The organism is Pseudomonas sp. S3E12 (genome assembly GCF_001702295.1).
Taxonomy (GTDB): domain Bacteria; phylum Pseudomonadota; class Gammaproteobacteria; order Pseudomonadales; family Pseudomonadaceae; genus Aquipseudomonas; species Aquipseudomonas marginalis.
Genome location: NZ_MBDT01000009.1, coordinates 20,367 through 40,255 on the forward strand (window position 1 = coordinate 20,367; position 19,889 = coordinate 40,255).

The window sequence follows — 19,889 nt, forward strand, 5'->3', positions numbered from 1 at the left end:
TGTCACAACTCTGTAATGCTTAACTTCAATGACGTGTACGACTTACTGCTTCTACAGCTCATTCGCTGGAAAAACAACATCACGTATTTCCAGTTCGCCGGCTTTGTACTTGACGGCTAGAGCGATCAACGGCGCATACGCGATGACCAGCGCCAGCAACCCATTTAGACCTAACACACCTACGCCGATTGCGATGGGAGTCAACCACAATAGGTTGATCGCCAGGACCGAAAGCGTCACTGGCAGATGTCCCCCTACTTTTCGGGACGCAAACTGATAGGCATGACTGCGATGCGCCTCATATACCTTGTCACCTCGCACCAGTCGACGGACCAACGTGAAGGTCGCATCGACGATAAAGACGCCTAGAAGAATCAACCATACCCACAGCAAATCTGCGTTTTGCCATGCCGCCGCCAAGGACAGCACACCAAGGACGAACCCAAGGAAACCACTACCGGCATCGCCCATGAATATCTTTGCAGGCGGAAAATTCCAGTAGAGAAACCCAAGCACTGCCATGCTTAACAATAGCGGTAACCAAATAAGCATTGAGTAACCACCCAATAGATAGACTAAGCAGGCTCCCAGGCATACACACATAGCCTCAACACTGGCTAAGCCGTCAATTCCGTCCATGAAATTGTAAAGGTTGAGTAGCCATACCAGATAAAAAACAGCAGCGACATTGCCAAACCAACTGAGATTGATCATGCCCCCCGGAAAAGTGATAGCGGGCAGGCCGTCGATCCAGAAGATCGCCCACAACGCGGCACTGAAATGCCCCAATAAGCGCCAACGCGCTGCAATGTGACCATGATCGTCTAGAAACCCGAGGATCGCGACCGCAACGCCTCCGCCCAGAAGCGCCCAGATGACCGATGGGAGGGCCATACCGTTTATGAAAAATACTGGCAGCATTACTAGAAAGCTCACAACAATAGCAACCCCTCCTCCCCTGGGAGTTGGAATCGAGTGAGAGCTGCGTGTGTTAGGTATGTCGATCAAACTTCTGGATAGCGCATAGCGCCGCAAAAACCAAGTCAATACAAGTGCAAGGGCTGCCACGAAAGGCGCAAGCCACAGTAAGTGGTTCATCAACGGCTCCAATTCAGGTTCATATTTAAACGAACCAACTACTTCAAGTTTCCTTTAAAACGCTCAACGGTTTTGCGTAAAGCAACAGCTACCGTGGAAGGCGGCGTCCACCCAAGAAGATCACGGGTTTTCTTGATATCAACCTGTAAAGACCCGCACACACGCTGGCCAACCCCCCTTCGCCCTATCAGTATCATGCACCATTGCAGCAAGGTGGCGGGGACAGGGATGAGTCGGGCCGGCTTGGCTAATGCCTTCCCGATACGCGTCAATAGTTCCGACGTAGACATATCATCATCATCGCTGACCAGGAACGTCTGGTTGGCAGCTGCGGGATGGTGCAGGCACGTAACAATCAGATCAACCAGATTATCCAGCGCTACCAGACTACGCCGGTTGTGAATTGCCCCCAATGGCAGGGCAACCCCTTTGTTCAGCCACTCCATCATCTTGCGAAAGTTCGCCTTGACGCCCGGCCCATAAACCAGAACTGGACGAATAATAACGACTTCCATACCGGTTTCCTGTGAAAGTAGCCGAAGCTGCTGCTCGGCTTCCATCTTGGAAATCCCGTAAGGATCACAAGGAGCGGGAAGATCGTCCGCCGTGTAAGGCTGGCCCAATTGAGTGCCTTCGCCGTTGACCTTAATTGAACTGATAAAAATGAAGCGTTTGACACCCGCCTGCGCGGCTTGCGCTGCCAGTCTCAAAGTCCCTTGCACGTTGACTTTGCGATACTCTGCCAGCGGATCACTCGTGGTATCGGACATGACGTGAACGCGCGCGCCGCAATGAATAAGCGCATCCACCCCAGCAAAAGGAAGGGCCTCTCCGGCGAGATAGTCTTCACTTACGCGTACTGGAATGGCGTCTGATGGCAGAACCACACCGTCGCGACGGACAAGTGCCAGCACCTGATAACTACCAGTTGACACCAGATGCTCTATCAACGCAGAGCCCACGAAGCCGCTTGCACCGGTAACGAAGACTGTTTTCTTATGACTCAATCCACACTCTCCAACCGCATAAACACATCCAAATATTTCGACGTCATCTTTGTGATAAAGAACACGCCAGCGACCCGGTCGCGCCCATGAGAGATGCAATAGCGAATCATCGCCCAGCATTGGAAACGGGTCGAGCAATTGCCGTCATTTTGGCAGCCTCATTCTGAATGTTACAGCAAGGTTTTTTAGACTGCCCCTCCTGAATCAGACAGCCGAGCTGCGATCAGGGCTGCCTCACCACAATCAACACAGGCATGCAAGGTCATTAAACCAGTTCATTTTTTTGCTTGTAAATTCAATAACCTGCATCGGCCAAGGACTATTTAATGACCCAAGGCCATGCTAAAGTCCGCCAGTCTGCCAATCCATCTGTAGCGCTCGTGTATTATGGGTCACAACCGTGACCATCAGATTGATTGAGCGGTTTTCATAGGCGTTAACAGGTAAGGTTTCCCATGAAGGCGGTAATTTTGGCGGGCGGGCTGGGCACGCGTATTTCTGAAGAGTCTCATCTACGTCCCAAACCGATGATCGAGATAGGCGGTAAGCCCATTCTCTGGCATATCATGAAAATCTACTCTTATTATGGAATCAATGATTTCGTCATTTGCTGTGGCTATAAGGGATATGTCATCAAGGAGTACTTCGCCAACTATTTCCTGCACATGTCAGATGTCACCTTCGACATGTCCAACAACACCATGGAAGTTCACCAACGCTACGTAGAGCCATGGCGGGTCACTCTGGTCAATACCGGTGAAGAAACCATGACCGGTGGACGTCTCAAGCGTGTACGAGAGCACTTGGGTGACGAACCGTTTTGCTTTACCTACGGCGATGGTGTTGCGGACCTGAATATCCGCCACTTGATCGATTTCCATAAGGCACATGGCAAACTCGCAACGGTAACGGCGATCCAGCCGCCTGGTCGCTATGGTGCATTGAACATCCAAGGCAACCAGGTTGGTAGTTTTCAAGAAAAGCCAGCGGGTGACGGCGCATGGATCAACGGTGGATATTTCGTACTTGATCCCAAAGTGATTGACTACATTGATGGAGACCAGTCCATCTGGGAGGCAGAACCATTGATGCGCCTTGCGCGCGAAGGGGACCTCATGTCCTACGAGCATCGTGGTTTCTGGCAGGCGATGGATACGCTACGCGATAAAAATCATCTGGAAGATCTTTGGGCCAAGGGTAATCCACCCTGGAAGCACTGGGCATGAAACAGTTTGATGATGTTTATAGCGGTCGCAGGATCCTGCTCACCGGACACACGGGATTCAAAGGCAGTTGGATGGCTGCATGGCTTGCAGAACTCGGCGCAGAGGTTACCGGGCTGGGCCTGAACCCCGAGAGTTCACCAGACCACTGGAGCCTGTTAAATACCCCCGCCCTTGACCTGCGCGGCGATATTCGCGACGCCGCGTGCGTGCGGGCAGCCTTTGATCAGTCGCAGCCTGAGATCGTCTTCCACCTGGCCGCCCAAGCCCTTGTCCGCCGCTCCTATCGCGATCCGCTTGAAAGCTGGTCCACGAATGTGATGGGCACTGCCAACATACTTGAGGCTTGTCGCCTGACGCCCAGCGTGCAAGCAGTTGTCGTCATTACCACGGACAAGGTCTACGCCAACAAAGAGTGGCCTTGGGGCTATCGTGAAAATGACCCCCTCGGTGGTCATGACCCCTATAGCGCCTCAAAAGCAGCCTGTGAGCTGGTCGTCGAAAGCTATCGAAAATCTTTCTGCAGTGGCACAAATGGGCCTTTGATCGCTTCAGCACGTGCAGGAAACGTAATTGGCGGCGGCGACTGGTCCGAGGATCGTCTGGTGCCGGATCTGGTGAGATCGATAACGGCAAGCAGCCCGCTGGAGATCCGCTCTCCTGGGTCCACTCGCCCTTGGCAACACGTACTCGAATGCTTGTCTGGATACCTGTTACTGGGCCAGCACCTTCTGCAAGCCGATAAAGCCGTGGCAACTGCCTGGAATTTTGGCCCGGCGGCACAAGACAATCGCACCGTTGCTCAGGTGTTATGCGGCTTGCAGAAGTACTGGCCTGAGCTGGCCTGGCAAACTACCGCCACGCCCCAACCCCATGAAGCCAACCTGCTCTATCTCGATTGCGCCCAAGCGAGAAGCCGATTGGATTGGCAGCCGGTATGGAGCCTGGAAGAAGGCCTGAAGATGACGGCTGATTGGTATCGCCATCAAGCCTCCACTGGGCAGGCCATCACACTTGAGCAATTGACCCAATACGTCGAGGCCGCCTCCCGTGCCGGCAGTGTCTGGATTCAAGCATGAACATCAGAAACACGCCCATCGCCGGCGCTGTAGTGGCAGAGACGCAACCTTTTCAGGATCATCGCGGTGCATTCAGTCGACTATTCTGCGAGAGAAGCCTTTCGGACATCATTGGCGAGCAACGAATCGTACAGATCAATCACTCCCGCACAACCACCCTCGGTGCCGTCCGCGGGCTGCACTTCCAGTATGCCCCGCACGCGGAAATGAAGCTTGTGCGCTGCCTCAAAGGACGAGTGTGGGACGTAGTCGTTGATTTGCGCGCGCACTCCAAGACGTTTCTGCAGTGGCACGCGGAAGAACTGAGCCCGGAAACCGGCCGCATGCTGGTTATTCCTCAAGGCTGCGCCCATGGTTTTCAGGTACTGGAAGCGGAGAGTGAGCTACTTTACCTCCATACCACCTTTTACGACCCCGGCGCGGAGGGCGCAGTGCGTTACGATGACCCCCGAATTGGGATTACCTGGCCACTTCCCGTTACCGATCTTTCAGAGCGCGACAAGAATCACGCTTTGCTTTCCAACGAATTCGCCGGACTTCATGTATGAACTGTCGCCACTGCTGCAAGCCATTGCAACACACATTTCTTGACCTCGGGTTTGCCCCTCCTTCCAACTCATATCTGAACGAGTCAGAGCTGTGCGCGCCGGAAGTCTATTTTCCTCTCAAGTTGAAAGTGTGTGACCACTGCTGGCTTGTGCAGACCGAAGACTACGCTCAGGCAGACCTTTTTTTCTCCAAGGACTATGCCTATTTCTCGTCGACCTCAACGAGCTGGCTGGAGCACGCAGCGGCTTATTCGAAGGACATGATCACGCGTCTCGCTCTGGGAAGTAACAGCTTTGTTATTGAGGTTGCCTCGAATGACGGCTACTTGCTGAAGAACTTCGTGGCGGCCAACATCCCTTGTTTGGGGATCGAACCAACTGCGAGTACCGCAGCGGCAGCAGAGAAGTTAGGCATCCCGGTAGTACGAGAGTTCTTTGGTGAGACGCTGGGGCGCCGATTGACCGAAGAGGGGCGACAAGCCGACCTAATTGCCGGCAACAATGTCTTCGCCCATGTTCCGGATATCAATGATTTCACCTTGGGCCTTAAGGCAGCATTGAAACCCGGCGGCACTATTACGCTCGAGTTCCCGCATCTCAAGCAACTGATTGAACACATACAGTTCGATACTGTTTATCACGAACACTTTTCCTACCTCTCCCTTTATACGGTAAAAGGGATCTTCGCCGCAGCCGGCCTACGGATCTGCGATGTAGAGGAACTGCCGACACATGGTGGCAGCCTGAGGATCTTCGGCTGCCATATGGACGACCGTCGTGAAGACAGTGCAAATGTCGAACGCGTATTAGCGGACGAACTGCGATTCGGCCTGCAGGATCTTGATGTGTATCGTGGCTTTCAGCAGCGAGCCGATGAAGTCAAGAATGGCTTGGTCAGCTTCCTGATAGAACAGAAGCGTGAAGGCAAGCAGGTTGTTGCATATGGCGCTGCTGCCAAGGGCAACACTCTATTGAATTATGCAGGCATCAAGCCCGACCTGTTGAGTTATGTCTGTGATGCGGCACCGTCGAAACAAGGCAAATACCTGCCCGGTAGCCATATCCCTATTTTCTCACCACAGAAGCTAGCGCAGACCCAGCCAGATACTGTGCTCATCCTGCCGTGGAATATCGCAAAAGAAGTACTGGAGCAAAATCGCGCGCTTCAGGAAAGCGGAACGACTTTTGTTGTGGCCATCCCCCAAATACGGAGCTTAACTTGAAGGTTCTCGTAACCGGTGCCAGCGGGTTTATCGGCCGCCACGTTGTAGCTCGTTTGCTGGAGCGAGGCCATAGCGTGACGGCAGTCGCTCGCAATGCCGCGCGGGCCGAGCCCCTGAACTGGCCGGACACGGTGCGCTTTTTGGCCTGCGATATTCACAACCCGCTTCTTGATGTAACTGTGTTCGGTGAAATTGATGCAGTCATTCACTTAGCATGGCCAGGCCTGCCGAACTACAAAGCGCTCTACCATTTCGAGCAAACGCTCCCTGCGGATTATGGATTCCTGAAAGCGCTTGTGGCTGCAGGTTATAAGCACCTACTGATCACCGGCACGTGTTTCGAGTATGGTATGCAGTCGGGAAGCCTGGAGGAAGCGACGGCGACCTCCCCCAACAACGCATACGCCTTAGCCAAGGACACCCTGCGCCGTAACCTGCAGTCGTTAATGGCCGAATCTACGTTTACCTTGCAGTGGGCACGACTGTTTTATACCTACGGTGAAGGGCAGAACCCAGGAAGCCTTCTAGCGCTCCTCGACCGTGCGTTGTTGGCGGGTGATGCAGAGTTCCCCATGTCACAGGGCGAGCAGTTGAGAGATTACTTACCCGTAGAGGCCGTGGCTGAACGCCTTGTCGCCTTGATTGAGAACCCACAATGCCAAGGCGTCTTCAATATTTGCAGCGGCAATCCCATCTCCGTGAGGCGCCTGGTTGAAGAGCACGCACTAAAAAGAGGTGGTGCGATCAAATTAAAGCTTGGCCACTACCCCTACTCTCCACTCGAACCGCTAGCCTTTTGGGGCTCGCCGAAAAAACTGAACCAGGCACTAGGACTTCATGCCGACGGTGAAACTGACCATGAACCTCGTTAACTTTAGTCGCAGCGAATTAATTGACTATACGACCGCGCAGTTGAGTGCTTTTTTCCCCGACGGAAAAAGCGCACCTATAAAACACACGATTGAACAACATATTGGCGAGGCCTTGAACCGCTTAATGGTGTGTGTGAACGCAGTTAAAACTTGGGAAAAGAATAGCTTCAACTATTTGCACTCATCTCAATACTGCACGTATCTTTATTTTTTAGCCAACACCATCTGGCGCAATACTCAAGAAACCGATATCGCCACAAAACTATTTCTTTTAAATAAAATGCTGAATGGCATTGATATGTTCTATGAGATAAAAATGCCAGATATTTTTTTCATCGGGCACTCCACCGGCATCGTTTTGGCGAAAGCCGACTACAGTAACTACTTCGTCATTTACCAGAACTCAACGGTTGGAAAAAATCACGGCATCGCACCTAGCCTTGGTGAAGGTGTGATCATGTATCCTAACTCGGCAATTATAGGCAGGAGCATTGTCGGTGATCATTCAATAATAGCTCAGGGGGTGAGCGTTACGAACACCAACATAAAAGGAAGCTGCATGGTATTTTCAGGGGAAGCTCGTACACTCTCGATTAAGCCCTTAAAAAGAAACATCCTTGAAGACTTTTTTCGAATTTAATAAGAGCACAAGACCTTTTGTCGAGGACTCAGCATCGTTCCGTCTAATTTTTAAGACGAGTGCGGTTTCTAGCCTCCTAGCATTGCAGACAGTTTTTATTTCAGCCTTTTCAAAATATCCATGAACAAATTCTTAAAAAGCAAAACATTCAAAAGGCATCTGCTTAGATGAGTCTTATTCGACGGAACATGTTATCCAACTTTGCCGGGCAAGGCTGGATTGCTCTCATGGGCTTCGTTTTTGTGCCCTTCTACTTGAAATTTATTGGAGCTGAAGGTTACGGCCTAGTAGGTTTTTTTGTAGTTTTATCCTCTAGCCTGGCCGTCCTGGACGCCGGTTTGAGTGCCACAGCCATTAGAGAAATCACCACCTACAACGACGCATCCCAAGTAGAAAAGAAAAGAATCATATCCCTCCTTATGACGATAGAAATTCTATTTTGGGGAATGGCCTTCCTGGTTGGCGGCGCAGTAATAATGGCTGCTCCGTTAATTGCAGAATACTGGTTGAAGATTAATGACGAGCACTTGGTCGCTGCAGTCAACGCCCTCCGCCTCATGGGTGCCGCTATAGCGGCTCAATTCCCCCTGGCCTTTTACAATGGTTGCTTAATAGGCTTGCAAAGACAGTTGACTGTCAATGTGGTTGGCGTCCTAAGCGCCTCCTTAAAAGGAGCCGGCGCTGTTTTGGTTTTATGGATGATTGCACCGACAGTAGAGGCTTTTTTTGCCTGGCAGTGCATCATCGGCATGGCAACTGCTTTAGCACTGCGCTTTTCCCTCCGACATGAATTCAACATCAAAGGAATAGCGAAGAGATTTAATTTTGCGGCGGTTGCCAAGGTGAGAAAGTTTGCCCTCGGTGTCGGCGGCGTCAACATACTGGCATTTATACTTACTCAAGTTGATAAGATAATCCTCTCGACCATCCTGCCGATCAACATGTTCGGTTATTATATGCTCGCATGGACGCTGGGCACTCTCTGCTTCCGAGTGGTGGGACCGGTCTTCAATGCTTATTATCCTAGGTTCACTCAACTAGTTGAGCTGAACGATGAAGACGAACTGAAAAGTACTTACTTAAAAGCCTGCTGCATAGTCGGCGGACTCGTTGCGCCGCTTTCTATATGGATCGCTTTTTATGCCCAAGACTTGTTAGTCTTGTGGACACATAATGAGGAACTAGCTCAATCGGCATCAGGCGCCTTAGCACTGATTTCAATAGGGGCAATGTTCAACTCCTTTGTCAGCATGCCTTACGCCCTGCAGCTTTCAAACAACTGGACAGCTTTGGCATTCTGGCAAAATCTTTTTGCCATTATTTTTATATTACCTGCGACGTATTTTTTTGCGAAATTTTACGGCCTATCGGGCGCTGCACTGCCCTGGATGTTATTAAACTTAGGATATGTTTTAGTACTTGTACCTATCATGTATAGACGCCTTGTGCGCTCAGTCATGCCATCCTGGTACGGGCGAGCCGTGCTACTTCCGACTTCTATTTCGTTAACTGTGATGATGATACTTCACTACTCCTTCAGGTGGGAAAAAGGAATACTCTTCTCCGCAATATCAATGGTGATCTGCTTAATGGCGATGATGGGCACATGTTTTTATTTTGTCATCCTACGATTTAAGTCTCGGTGAGAATCATGGAAAACTCGAATACACGCGTAACAATTGGAATGCCCGTCTATAACGGTGCATCCACTCTAGAGTCTGTCCTAGAGTCAATTCTCTCACAAACATACCAAGATTTTATCTTACTTATTTCCGATAACGCCTCAACCGACACCACAGAAGATATCTGTCGACGCTACGCCAAGGCAGATGACAGAATTACGTATATTCGCCAACCCAAGAATCTTGGTGCAGAGCGTAACTTTGACTATGTACTTCAGGAGGCCCGCACTGAATATTTCATGTGGGCGGCCGCGGACGACATTCGATCTCCTGACTTTCTTGAGAAAAACCTGAACTTTCTCGATGAACACAAAGACTACCTTGGCTCGACTTCACCCACACGATTTGAGGATGGTCAATTCGACCCTGTCGCAATGGGCGATCAGACGCGTGATGAAAGCGAGCCTGCACAGCGGATCAATAATTTTTTCAGAACCTGGCACTCCAACGGGAGGTATTACTCTCTATTCCGTCGAGAATCAATAAAAGACTGGCGAGCTGCGAATACCTGTTTTTTGGCGTGTGACTGGTTTTTTGTATTGACCCTCCTTAGCAAAGGCAAGTTAAAACGTCTGGACGAAGGGTATGTCGTCTTGGGCCGAGCTGGGGTTAGTAATAGCCTGAAAATTTTTTCACTATATAGAAAACGCTGGATTAATTGGCTATTCCCTTTTTACGACCTTTTCATAAACACTTTCTCTTTATTGAAAGGCAGTGAAATCAAGGTCAAATTAAGAGTTTTTTTATTTCTGATGAAGATCAATCTTATTGCAGCCAGGCTACAAATTAGATATGAACTGAAAATAAGAAGGAAAAAATGAAAATCGCCTTCGATCACCAAATATTCTGCCTGCAGAACTACGGTGGCATCTCTCGCTATTTTTCGTGCATTGCCGAGCAGATGTTCGCCACAGGCCATGAGGTCGGCATCTTCGCGCCCCTCCATCGCAACGTTTATTTGAAGTCCATGTCCGAAGGCATCGTCCATGGTCGCGCTGTGCAGACGTATCCTCCGCGCACGACAAGGCTGGCCTTGATATACAACCACCTCTTGGGCCAACAGGCGATGCGAGGTTGGAAACCTCAAGTTGCGCATGAAACCTACTTCTCGCGCTTTAGTGCCACGCCTAAAGGATGCCCCGTGGTCCTGACCGTCTACGATATGATCCACGAGCTCTTCCCGGAGAACTTTTCACCCAAGGATCAAACCACCTCATTAAAACGGCGTGCGGTCGAGCGCGCGGACCACGTCATTTGTATCTCGGAGAGCACCCGACGAGACCTCATGAATCTGTTTGGCGTACCCGAAAGTAAACTATCCGTCGTACATCTCGGTTTCGAACAGTTCCAACCGACTTTAGAGCAGCCTGGCACGGCATCGCTCAAGCCTTACTTGCTGTATGTCGGAAGTCGACATGGTTACAAAAACTTTTTCGGGTTGCTTGAGGCCGTATCAAGTTCACGTCGATTGAAAGCTGAGTTTGACATTGTCGCCTTTGGAGGCGGTGCCTTTTCTGACAGCGAGCTGGAGAAGGTCAAACAACTTGGCTTTTCTGTAGATCAGGTTCGTCAAATCGGTGGTGATGATGCCGTTCTTGGCCAACTCTACGACGGTGCCAAGGCATTCATCTATCCCTCTCTTTATGAGGGGTTCGGCCTCCCTCCCCTGGAGGCCATGGCACACTCCTGCCCCGTCATCAGCAGCGGTACCAGCTCAATGCCAGAGGTTATCGGCGATGCGGGCATCCTTTTCGATCCAAACAATGACGAGGAAATGGCCGGAGCGATAGAAAGAGTGGTGTACTCTGATAGTGAAACCGCACGATTGGTTGAGCTTGGTCATGAGCGCCTGAAACATTTCTCATGGCAACGCTGCTCCCAGGAAACACTATCGATCTACCAGTCCCTACAAAGGTAATGTTTTGGAATATTCAGAAAAAACAGCCCTGATTTGCGGTGTAAGTGGCCAGGATGGGGCCTATCTCGCCAAGCTCCTACTCGATAAAGGCTACACCGTATGGGGCACGTCGAGGGACGCTCAGGGCTCCTCGTTCACCAATCTGAAGCGACTGGACATTCTCTCGAAAGTTAAATTGCTATCGATGGTGCCTGAGGACTTTCGCAGTGTTTTCATGGCACTCAAACGCAGTCAACCAGATGAAGTGTATTTCCTCGCTGGACAATCTTCCGTCGGGCTGTCATTCGAGCAACCCGCCGAAACAATCCAAAGCATCACGCTTGGGACGCTGAACATGCTTGAGGCGTGTCGCATGACCGAGCGGCCCATTCGATTTTATCAAGCAGGTTCCAGCGAGTGCTTCGGTGATACCAATGGCGAACCGGCCTCCGAGAGTACGAACTTTCACCCTCGCAGCCCTTATGCAGTGGCTAAATCCTCCGCTTTCTGGCTGGTCGATAATTATCGTGAGGCTTATAATCTTTTCGCTTGTACCGGCATTCTGTTCAATCATGAATCCGCATTGCGCCCTTCCAGGTTTGTGACACAAAAAATTGTGACTACGGCCAAACGTATCGCTGCAGGTTCGGGCGAGCGGTTGACGCTTGGGCGTCTGGATATCGCTCGCGATTGGGGAGCCGCCCCAGAGTATGTCGATGCCATGTGGAGGATGTTGCAGTGCGAGGAACCGAGTGATTTCGTGATTGCAACTGGCCAGACACGTACACTGGAAGCATTCGTCGATGAAACGTTTACACAGTTAGGCATGGACTGGAAGATGCATGTCGACCAATCGCAAGAGTTCTTCCGACCCACAGACCTGTTGATCAGCCGTGCGGACCCAGCCAAGGCCGAACGTGTTTTGGGATGGAAAGCTCAATCTAAGATGACAGACGTCATCACCAGCATGCTGAATGCAATCTAACTACATATTCAAAGAATTCTAGGACGTAGACATGACCCTGAAAAAAGCGCTAATTACCGGGATCACCGGCCAGGACGGCTCCTATTTGGCTGAACTGCTGCTGGAAAAGGGCTATGAGGTCCACGGTATCAAGCGACGTGCATCGTCCTTCAACACCCAGCGTGTCGATCACATCTACCAGGATCCACATGTAGATAACCAGCGCTTCATCCTTCACTATGGCGACTTGACCGACTCGTCCAACCTGACCCGTATTATTCAGGAGGTTCAGCCTGACGAGGTCTATAATCTGGGTGCGCAATCTCACGTAGCCGTGAGCTTCGAGTCGCCTGAGTACACGGCCGATGTCGATGCAATGGGCACCTTGCGCATTCTTGAAGCTATCCGCCTGCTCGGACTCGAGAAAAAGACCCGGTTCTACCAGGCTTCTACTTCCGAGCTCTACGGCCTGGTTCAGGAAACCCCTCAAAAAGAAACTACGCCGTTTTATCCGCGCTCGCCGTACGCGGTGGCTAAGCTTTACGCCTATTGGATCGTAGTCAACTACCGTGAAGCCTATGGCATGCATGCCTGCAACGGAATTCTGTTCAACCACGAATCTCCACGACGTGGCGAGACATTCGTGACGCGCAAGATTACTCGTGGCCTAGCCAACATCGCGCAAGGTCTGGAACAGTGCCTCTACATGGGCAATATGGATGCGCTGCGCGATTGGGGGCATGCCAAGGATTACGTGCGCATGCAGTGGATGATGCTGCAGCAAGACGTCCCTGAAGATTTCGTAATTGCAACCGGCGTACAGTACTCCGTTCGAGATTTCATTAGCTGGTCTGCTGCTGAACTCGGCCTCACTCTGCGTTTTGAAGGCACTGGCGTTGAAGAACGCGGCATTATTGAATCCATTGTGGGCGACAAGGCCCCTGCGCTTAAGGTTGGCGATACGCTGGTTCGTGTCGACCCTCGCTACTTCCGTCCTGCCGAGGTTGAAACCCTGCTTGGTGACCCGACTAAAGCAAAAACCAAGCTGGGCTGGGTACCGGAAATCACCGCACATGAAATGTGCGCTGAAATGGTTCGCGAAGACCTGAAAGTCGCTCAGCGTCATGCGCTGCTGAAGAACCATGGTTATGACTTGCCGGTATCGCTGGAGAACTAGGATGTCACGCCACTTGAGCGAGTGTGTGTTTGTTGCTGGCCATAAGGGAATGGTCGGATCGGCCATTGTCCGTCGCCTGCAAGCGTTGGGTTACACGAATATTGTGACTCGAGACAGGGCTCAATTGAACCTGCTGGATCAACATTCGGTTACGGCGTTTTTTGCCGAGAACAAGATTGAGCAGGTGTATATGGCCGCCGCCAAGGTGGGTGGTATTCACGCCAATAACACCTATCCGGCAGAGTTCATTTACGAAAACCTGATGATGCAGGCAAACATCGTCCACGCGGCACATCAACATGATGTGCAGAAGATGTTGTTTCTGGGGTCCTCTTGTATTTACCCGGTCAAGGTCCAACAGCCGATGGCTGAGGACGCTTTGCTGACTGGCGTGCTCGAGCCAACCAATGAGCCTTACGCAATTGCAAAGATCGCAGGGATCAAGTTGTGCGAGAGTTATAACCGTCAGTATGGTCGTGATTACCGTAGTGCCATGCCCACCAACTTATATGGGCCTAATGACAACTTCCATCCGGAGAACTCCCACGTCATTCCAGCCCTATTGCGTAGATTCCATGATGCAGTCGAACAGAATGTCGAAGAGGTAGTGATCTGGGGCAGCGGCTCGCCGATGCGTGAATTCCTGCATGTCGATGATATGGCAAGCGCGTCAGTGCATATCATGGAACTGAGCCCCGAGCAGTATGGCGCCCATACCGAGCCGATGCTCTCTCACATCAACGTAGGTACCGGGGAAGATTGCACTATCCGAGAACTGGCTCAAACCATCGCAAAGGTTACCGGATTCAAAGGTCGCCTGGGCTTTGATGCGAGTAAACCAGACGGGACGCCGAGAAAGCTGATGAACGTCTCCCGGCTGCAGCAGCTGGGCTGGCGAGCGACTATCAGCCTCGAGGATGGGTTGCGGGATGCCTACTCGTGGTTTTCTGAGAATGCCCTTCACGCGCGTTCGCGCTAGCGACAAGGCGCATGGAATGGCTCCACCCGGAGACCATTCTGTGCGCCCTTCTCATTTCAATTCCTACGCTGCAGGAAGCAACCTCACCCCGCCGGGGCGTTCCCGGTTGAGGCTTAGTCGGTACTTATGATCAGACACCTAATCAACATTATTCTGTCGCTCCTCCCACCCTCCCGGTTGTTTGCTGCCAGATCGGCTCTTCTGCGCGCAGCGGGTATAGAGATGCAGCCGGACGTCAAGTTTTGCGGGCGCGGATGGATCTACGGCCGAGGGCGCTTGATCATCGGTGAAGGCACCTGGCTCAGCCCCGGAGTGGTCTTTCATACCCATCAAGAGGCAGATATCCGGATCGGCTGTCGCTGTGACTTGGGACCAGGTATTGAATTCATCGTTGGCAGCCACGAGTTTGGCTCGCAGGAGCGACGTGCGGGCAAAGGAACCGCGCGCTCTATCGTGGTCGGGGACGGCTGCTGGATTGGAGCCAAAAGTGTCATCCTGGCCGGCGTTAGCATTGGCGATGGTGCCGTAGTTGCTTCGGGTGCCGTAGTCACTCGTGATGTTCCCGCCCATACGCTGGTCGCTGGCGTACCGGCAGTCGTGAAGAGACAACTTCCATGACGCGGCCACTAGTCCTGGTAGTGTGTAATGCGCTGGACGACAAAACTCGCCTCGAAAGGGGAATTGTCAGCGATAGCCCGGCAGCCTCTCGCAAGGTCCTCATGTTGTGCCAGGCGCTACGCGAAGCGGGTGCGCGCCCCTGCATCCTGAGCCTGGGGCGAGGACGCGCCAACGGGTCTTTCAGCTATTTCCCCCGCACAGTCAGGCGTGTGGGGGGCGTGCCGGTTGTGTACGCGCCCTTTTCACATGTTCGTTTTTTTTCTCAGTTTCTCTCACTGTTCTTTTTAATAGGGGCGCTGCTTCGTCTTTCATCCCGACCGAAAAAAGCGGTGATTTTTTACAATCGCATGAGTGCCTACTTGCCTTTGCTGTTCACAGCATCCATTACTGGCTACAAGCGTTTCCTGGACCTTGAGGACGGAGAGGTCGCGGGGCAAAACAGCGGCTCGCTGAAAGCATTGTTGGGCCATTCAATAACCTGGATATATGACCGGCTGTGCCCAGATGGGGCTTTGCTCGCATGCAGCGCATTGGCAAATATGACCAGCATTCGTCCTGTGCATTGTTACTACGGAGCGACCTCTACAAAGGTATTTGACGTCAAGCCAAACACAGCGCCCCTTTCGGTCTTGATGGCTGGAACACTCAATACGGATACCGGTGCAGATCTGCTGGCTGCAACAATCCGCCTGCTTCGCCAGAAATCCTGCAATTGGCTGCATAACTTGCAGTTTGAAGTGACCGGGAAAGGCGAATCGCTCAACACCCTGCAGGCGCTGGCAAATGAAGACGGAATACCAAAAGTGATAGTATATGGACGCACCACGGATGCTCAGTACGCAGAAGTACTCAACCGATGCACTGTTGGGCTAGCGCTGAAACCGGCGGGCGGACCTTTGGCTGACACGACCTTTCCCTCCAAGGTCATTGAGTTTGCAGAAGCAGGTCTGCTGGTCGTGAGTACGGATATCAGCGATGTAAGGGCGGTGATGGGCTCAGGCGCCTTGTATCTGACAAGTAGCGCCCCGCAGGAGTTGGCAAGCCTGCTCCAGAGAGTTGTCGAGGAACCTGAAGAAATACTGGCTTGCGCCCGGCAAGGTCAGCAAGCTGTCATTGCGCAATGCGCTCCAAATCTGGCCGGCCAGGCAGTATGTGGCTTTATATTTGGTGAGTGGCCATGACAAAACAGCCATTGTTTATTACCTGGCAGCCCGTACTGACGGACCATCAGGCATTTACGTATGAAGCACTGTCTCAACAGGCTCAAACACCTGTTCTGGCCTACGTAATGACGCTGGAGGATGAGACCCGCCGCGCCCAGGGTTGGAAAGATACCCAGGTAGCGTCAATAGAGCGCAGGCTTATTCCAGGGAAAGGGGGACTGCTGTATTGCTACAACAAAATGCGAGAACACCGAGGTGATACACATTTATTCGGTAGCGCTTTTCAGAATTCAACGATGCTTTATTGCCTGCTGTTGGCGATGGTATTTCGTGTCGAGTTCTATATCGTTTCTGAACCCTACTCACCGATTGCCGAAGGTTACTTCAGCGATGGCAAGTTAACGCACCAAAGACTCAAGGCGATGTTGCGCCCTATTCTTTACAGACTTTATATGACGCTACTCAAGCGACGCATGTCCGGTGTGTTTTCTATTTCTTCTAAAGCGATCTCGCAATTTTCAGACTCTGGCGTAGACAACGCCAAGCTTTTTCCATTCGGCTACTTTGTCCCCACCGTCGATAGCCACTCGCGACTCCCTTCAGCAAGACAGGAGCCTCGCGACTCTTTAAGGATTATTTTTGTCGGCGCACTGATTGTCCGCAAAGGCCTAGATCTACTGATAGAAGCTGTCACTCGCTCAAAAACGTCAATGACATTAGATGTTTATGGGCCTGGCGACTCTGCGCCATTTGATACTGACAGCGACAACGTTCGTTTCCGCGGGCCTCTACCGTTCGGCAGCACGCAAAAAACTGTCGCTACGTATGATCTGCTTGTTCTGCCCAGTCGTTATGACGGTTGGGGGGTGGTGGTTAATGAAGCATTGTGCGCCGGAGTTCCGGTAGTTTGCAGTGACCAAGTCGGTGCAAGCGTATTGATCGAGAAATTTGGTGCCGGTGCGGTCTACGACTCGGCGGATCCGAATGCACTTGAGTCTCTCCTCAATAGACTATCTTCCGAGCCAGCGCACCTGTTAGCTATGCGTACTGCGGCGCAAACTGCTGCCGCAGCCATCCAGCCTGAGGTTGCCGCAAGATACATGCTGGCGGTGCTTCGTGCAAAACCTGAGGACAAGACCAGCGTTGTCTCTCCGTGGTATTCGGAATAACAGCCCATGACCTCAAACTCTATCCGCCTCCACCTGACCAACATTGCTGGCCTGGGTGCCGTGCAGCTACTCAAGTCATTGCTGCCGGCCCTGGAGCAAAACAAATCCGTACATGTTGTTGAAGTTTACCTACCCGACAAAGGTGAGCTTTCATCCTACCGAAGTGCTGATCAGTCTATAAAAGTAACGATCTATCGACGCCAAATACCTAACGCCCTTTCGCGCTTGATGGAATGCCTTTACTTGGGCCAGCGCTTCAGTGGAGAAGTACCTTTATTGGTCATGGGAGACCTGCCCATTCGTTGCACTACACGGCAAACAGTCTTTGTTCAAAATTCTCACCTGTTGCGCCCATCAAAGCGCGCATGGGATAGAGCCAGCCTTAAGCTGGCACTGCTTAGATATGTATTCCGCTCAAACCTGAAATATGCACAAACGTACATTGTTCAAACCACACTCATGCGTGACGCGCTGATCAAGTCATACCCTTCATTGCAGTCGCGCGTACAAGTTGTGCCGCAGCCAGTTCCCGCCTGGTTATTGAACTCCGGAATTCGACGTACAGGCCGCGTCGCAACCGCAAGCGAACTTTTACGACTGGTCTACCCCGCAGCTGGCTATCCTCACAAAAATCACAAATTGTTGGCAGCTATTAATAATAGCGATATGACACAATGGCCGATTGCGAGCTTGGACCTGACCCTCGACGAAGAAAGCAATCCTGCTCCCGATCTTCCATGGCTGCAATGCCGAGGCATTCTTTCGTCTCAAGAGATGCTGGATGCCTATCGTGAGATGGATGCGATGCTTTTTCTCTCTACAGACGAGAGTTACGGATTTCCGCTTGTTGAAGCCATGTTTGTAGGTTTGCCGATCATTTGTCCGGACCTACCTTATGCTCGAGTTCTATGCGGGGACCAAGCGATATACTTTGATGTGGGTAGTACCGACTCGCTGAGAATCGCCGTAAACGAACTACATGAAAGGCTCGCCGGCGGCTATTGGCCCGACTGGGGCGAACAGTTGAAAGCGATCCCCAAGGATTGGGAGACCGTCGCGAAAACCATGCTGGATATCGCCGCTCAGCCAGCTGCTGGTGCGACCAACGAATTGAATGCAAGGGAAGATTAAATGTTGATTCCGGTAATTATGGCCGGCGGTTCTGGATCACGCCTCTGGCCGCTTTCGCGTCAGCTCAACCCCAAGCAGTTTCTCTGCCTGGCTGACAGCGAGTTTTCCATGTTACAAGCCACGATCAAGCGCCTGAACGGGCTTGACATCGCTGTACCGCGCTTGATTTGTAATGAAGAACATCGATTTCTGGCTGCCGAACAACTTCGACAACTGGGCCTGGAAAGTGCCAACATCCTGCTGGAGCCGGTGGGCCGCAATACCGCCCCCGCCGTGGCGCTGGCCGCCCTGCAAGCGTGCGTCGATGAGCAGGACCCACTCCTGCTGGTACTGGCAGCTGATCACCTGATCCAGAATGTAACCGCCTTCCAGGAGTCTATCCACAAAGCGCTTCCCATGGCACTTGCTGGCAAGCTGGTCACCTTTGGTATTGTCGCGACCCAGCCGGAAACCGGTTATGGCTATATCGAAAAGGGTGAGGACTTCAAAGACGGCGGATTTGAAGTTGCCCGGTTTGTCGAAAAACCTGATGAAGATACGGCCCTCGCCTACTTGGCCAGCGGAAAGTACCTTTGGAACAGTGGCATGTTCATGTTCCGCGCGGGCCGCTACCTGGAAGAGTTAGGAAAATTCCGTCCAGACATTCTCGACGCCTGTCGCAATGCGATCGCGGCGGGCGCTCAAGACATGCACTTCACCCGTGTCGGTAAAGAGGCTTTCTCAGACTGTCCCGCCGAGTCGATAGACTATGCGGTGATGGAAAAAACCGCTGATGCCGTAGTCGTACCACTCGATGCTGGCTGGAGCGATATAGGCTCATGGGCCGCACTATGGGAAGTCGGCGACAAGGATGTACAAGGTAATGTATGCCACGGTGACGTCTTGGTCGAACAGACCAGCAATACGTTTGTGCACTCCCATAGTCGCCTGGTGAGCACCGTGGGTGTTGAGGATCTGGTGATAGTGGAAACCAAGGACGCAGTGCTCGTAGCCCATAAAAGCCAAGTACAAAACGTAAAGAAAATCGTTGATCGATTGAAAATGGAAGGCCGTCGCGAGTCGCTGGACCATCGTGAAGTCTATCGGCCCTGGGGCATGTATGACTCGATTGATAATGGCAGCCGCTACCAAGTGAAGCGAATAACCGTTAACCCTGGTGCGAAACTGTCATTGCAGATGCACCATCACCGAGCCGAACACTGGATCGTCGTGAGTGGTACCGCCCGGGTTACCAATGGTGAAAAAAATTATCTGGTCACCGAAAACCAGTCGACGTACATCCCTATCGGCCAGGTCCACACCTTGGAGAATCCAGGAGTAATCCCACTGGAATTGATTGAAGTACAGTCCGGATCCTATTTGGGTGAAGACGATATCGTACGCTTCGAAGACTTGTATGGGCGTACTTAAGGGGTTGAT

Annotated in this window: 19 protein-coding genes; 17 read left to right on the top strand and 2 right to left on the bottom strand. The window is 51.9% G+C overall.

The annotated features are described in order from the left end of the window. Nucleotides 1-51 precede the first annotated feature (51 nt). Both BB029_RS11700 and BB029_RS11705 read right to left on the bottom strand, forming a co-directional pair. On the bottom strand, nucleotides 52-1,098 hold the full coding sequence (locus BB029_RS11700) for a glycosyltransferase family 4 protein (protein WP_065939273.1): 1,047 nt from the start codon (nucleotides 1,096-1,098) through the stop codon (nucleotides 52-54). 38 nt (nucleotides 1,099-1,136) lie between these two features. Continuing rightward, nucleotides 1,137-2,243, bottom strand: a complete 1,107-nt coding sequence (locus BB029_RS11705; protein WP_371914614.1) for a UDP-glucose 4-epimerase family protein — start codon at nucleotides 2,241-2,243, stop codon at nucleotides 1,137-1,139. 317 nt (nucleotides 2,244-2,560) lie between these two features. Between BB029_RS11705 and rfbF the strand changes: the two genes are divergently transcribed. The 17 genes from rfbF to BB029_RS11790 all read left to right on the top strand — a co-directional run bounded on the left by rfbF (nucleotide 2,561) and on the right by BB029_RS11790 (nucleotide 19,880). Then, complete coding sequence (gene rfbF, locus BB029_RS11710; protein WP_065939275.1) at nucleotides 2,561-3,331, top strand: glucose-1-phosphate cytidylyltransferase; 771 nt, start codon at nucleotides 2,561-2,563, stop codon at nucleotides 3,329-3,331. Continuing rightward, nucleotides 3,328-4,407 carry a CDP-glucose 4,6-dehydratase gene (gene rfbG, locus BB029_RS11715; RefSeq protein WP_141696518.1) on the top strand — a complete coding sequence of 360 codons (1,080 nt, stop codon included), beginning with the start codon at nucleotides 3,328-3,330 and terminating at the stop codon, nucleotides 4,405-4,407. Before rfbF ends, rfbG begins: the two co-directional genes overlap by 4 nt. Next, entirely contained in the window at nucleotides 4,404-4,955 is a 552-nt protein-coding gene (gene rfbC / locus BB029_RS11720) for a dTDP-4-dehydrorhamnose 3,5-epimerase (protein ID WP_065939277.1), read from the top strand. Before rfbG ends, rfbC begins: the two co-directional genes overlap by 4 nt. Then, nucleotides 4,952-6,178 (top strand): class I SAM-dependent methyltransferase, encoded by a 1,227-nt coding sequence (locus BB029_RS11725; RefSeq protein ID WP_065939278.1) that lies wholly within the window; start codon nucleotides 4,952-4,954, stop codon nucleotides 6,176-6,178. The genes rfbC and BB029_RS11725 overlap by 4 nt, the downstream gene beginning before the upstream one ends. Then, nucleotides 6,175-7,050 (top strand): NAD(P)-dependent oxidoreductase, encoded by an 876-nt coding sequence (locus tag BB029_RS11730; protein WP_065939279.1) that lies wholly within the window; start codon nucleotides 6,175-6,177, stop codon nucleotides 7,048-7,050. The genes BB029_RS11725 and BB029_RS11730 overlap by 4 nt, the downstream gene beginning before the upstream one ends. Continuing rightward, complete coding sequence (locus tag BB029_RS11735; RefSeq protein ID WP_065939346.1) at nucleotides 7,037-7,690, top strand: hypothetical protein; 654 nt, start codon at nucleotides 7,037-7,039, stop codon at nucleotides 7,688-7,690. The genes BB029_RS11730 and BB029_RS11735 overlap by 14 nt, the downstream gene beginning before the upstream one ends. A 167-nt stretch (nucleotides 7,691-7,857) precedes the next feature. Continuing rightward, on the top strand, nucleotides 7,858-9,336 hold the full coding sequence (locus BB029_RS11740) for a lipopolysaccharide biosynthesis protein (protein WP_065939280.1): 1,479 nt from the start codon (nucleotides 7,858-7,860) through the stop codon (nucleotides 9,334-9,336). A gap of 5 nt (nucleotides 9,337-9,341) precedes the next feature. Then, nucleotides 9,342-10,193: a glycosyltransferase family 2 protein gene (locus tag BB029_RS11745; RefSeq protein ID WP_083236373.1), complete on the top strand. Its 852-nt coding sequence runs from the start codon at nucleotides 9,342-9,344 to the stop codon at nucleotides 10,191-10,193. Next, complete coding sequence (locus BB029_RS11750) at nucleotides 10,190-11,290, top strand: glycosyltransferase family 1 protein (protein ID WP_065939282.1); 1,101 nt, start codon at nucleotides 10,190-10,192, stop codon at nucleotides 11,288-11,290. The genes BB029_RS11745 and BB029_RS11750 overlap by 4 nt, the downstream gene beginning before the upstream one ends. 4 nt (nucleotides 11,291-11,294) lie before the next feature. Next, the gene (locus BB029_RS11755; RefSeq protein WP_065939283.1) at nucleotides 11,295-12,254 is read left to right on the top strand and encodes a GDP-mannose 4,6-dehydratase; all 960 of its coding nucleotides are present in this window, start codon (nucleotides 11,295-11,297) and stop codon (nucleotides 12,252-12,254) included. Between the two features lie 31 nt (nucleotides 12,255-12,285). Beyond that, nucleotides 12,286-13,410, top strand: a complete 1,125-nt coding sequence (gmd, locus tag BB029_RS11760) for a GDP-mannose 4,6-dehydratase (RefSeq protein WP_065939284.1) — start codon at nucleotides 12,286-12,288, stop codon at nucleotides 13,408-13,410. Between the two features lies 1 nt (nucleotide 13,411). Then, nucleotides 13,412-14,389, top strand: coding sequence for a GDP-L-fucose synthase (locus tag BB029_RS11765; protein ID WP_065939285.1), 978 nt, complete (start codon nucleotides 13,412-13,414; stop codon nucleotides 14,387-14,389). Nucleotides 14,390-14,611: 222 nt separating this feature from the next. Further along, complete coding sequence (locus tag BB029_RS31975) at nucleotides 14,612-15,007, top strand: DapH/DapD/GlmU-related protein (RefSeq protein WP_256558210.1); 396 nt, start codon at nucleotides 14,612-14,614, stop codon at nucleotides 15,005-15,007. Between the two features lie 218 nt (nucleotides 15,008-15,225). Beyond that, complete coding sequence (locus BB029_RS11775; RefSeq protein ID WP_168166805.1) at nucleotides 15,226-16,188, top strand: glycosyltransferase; 963 nt, start codon at nucleotides 15,226-15,228, stop codon at nucleotides 16,186-16,188. Next, nucleotides 16,185-17,339 (top strand): glycosyltransferase family 4 protein, encoded by a 1,155-nt coding sequence (locus BB029_RS11780; RefSeq protein ID WP_065939288.1) that lies wholly within the window; start codon nucleotides 16,185-16,187, stop codon nucleotides 17,337-17,339. Before BB029_RS11775 ends, BB029_RS11780 begins: the two co-directional genes overlap by 4 nt. A gap of 6 nt (nucleotides 17,340-17,345) precedes the next feature. Beyond that, nucleotides 17,346-18,470, top strand: coding sequence for a glycosyl transferase family 1 (locus tag BB029_RS11785; RefSeq protein ID WP_065939289.1), 1,125 nt, complete (start codon nucleotides 17,346-17,348; stop codon nucleotides 18,468-18,470). Next, on the top strand, nucleotides 18,471-19,880 hold the full coding sequence (locus BB029_RS11790) for a mannose-1-phosphate guanylyltransferase/mannose-6-phosphate isomerase (RefSeq protein ID WP_065939290.1): 1,410 nt from the start codon (nucleotides 18,471-18,473) through the stop codon (nucleotides 19,878-19,880). Nucleotides 19,881-19,889: the final 9 nt, after the last annotated feature.